This is a genomic window from Amycolatopsis sp. NPDC026612, from assembly GCF_040638285.1.
In the GTDB taxonomy this organism is placed as follows: domain Bacteria; phylum Actinomycetota; class Actinomycetes; order Mycobacteriales; family Pseudonocardiaceae; genus Amycolatopsis.
On record NZ_JBEZYB010000183.1, the window covers coordinates 1 to 1,116 of the forward strand.

At 68.3% G+C, this 1,116-nt stretch carries 1 protein-coding gene; it reads right to left on the reverse strand.

Translation table 11 applies throughout. The features are described 5' to 3' along the window. Positions 1-997: IS481 family transposase (locus AB0F15_RS45055; protein ID WP_360284097.1), on the reverse strand; the 997-nt coding region annotated here is incomplete at its 3' end. Between the last annotated feature and the right edge of the window lie 119 nt (positions 998-1,116).

Below are 1,116 nucleotides of genomic sequence, written 5' to 3' on the forward strand. Positions count from 1 at the left end.
TGTATGAGGCCACGACGTTGGTGACGCCTGCGTGGAGCCGAGAAGCTGGTGGCTGATCTCCGGCGGCGGTGTGTGGTCGATGGTAGTTGTAGTGCACGTTCCAGACGGCCAGGGCCGCTGTGCGGTGGGTTTCGCTGGTCCAGGCGTGGGCGTAGAGGAACTCTTCGGCGAGGATCCGGTTGTAGCGTTCGACTTTGCCGTTGTGGCGTGGGGTGTAGGGCGTAATCCGCTGGTGGCGGGCGCCGCGTAGGACGGTGGCGAAGTCGTTTGCGCGGTAGCAGGAGCCGTTGTCGGTGACGATGCGGTGGATGTGGGTGATGCCGTGGGCCGCGAAGAAGGCGCGGGCGCGGTGGACGAACCCGATCGCGGTGCGGGCGGTTTCGTCCGGGAGGGCTTCGGTGTAGGCCAGGCGGGAGTAGCCGTCGACGGCGGAGTGCAGGTAGGTGTAGCGGGCTCGCCCGCCACGGGTTTTGCCGCGTGCGACCCGTTTGTCCTGGTCGCTGCCTTTGCCGTGGATTCGCCAGCCGCCGCCGTCGGGGATCTGGCCGGTCTTCTTCACATCCAGGTGGACCATGTGCCCGGGCCAGCGGGCGATGATTCGGCGTGGTTCGCGGTTGTTCTGGCCGGTCGGGTCGATGAACCGGCGGCGGTTCAGCCCGAGGTGCAGCAGGTGCCGGCCGACGGTGCGCACGGAGATGGTGATGCCTTCGGCGGCGAGTTCGGTGGCGATGCGGCGGGCGGAGTACTTCCGGGCCCGGCGCAGTTGCTCGATCCGGGCCACGACCTCGGCGGGGGTGGCGGTGGGCTGGCGATGCGGGACGCTCGGGTGGTCGAGCAGGCCGGCTTCGCCGTGGCGTCGGTAGCGGTTGACCCACTTGGATGCGCATTGGCGGGAGATGCCCATCTCCGCGGCGACGTGGGCGATCGGGCGAGTCTGGCAACGCTGTACGAGTCGGCGGCGGCCCTCGACCGACAGCGGGGCGTTACGGTGATGCATGGACGGGTCTTTCTCTCTCGGCGGATGTGTTGGTCGCACTTCTCATCCTGCCGCCGAAAGACCCGTCCCCTGGTCTCAGGCCCTCACCTGCGTCACCAACGTCACGACCCGCAACAGCT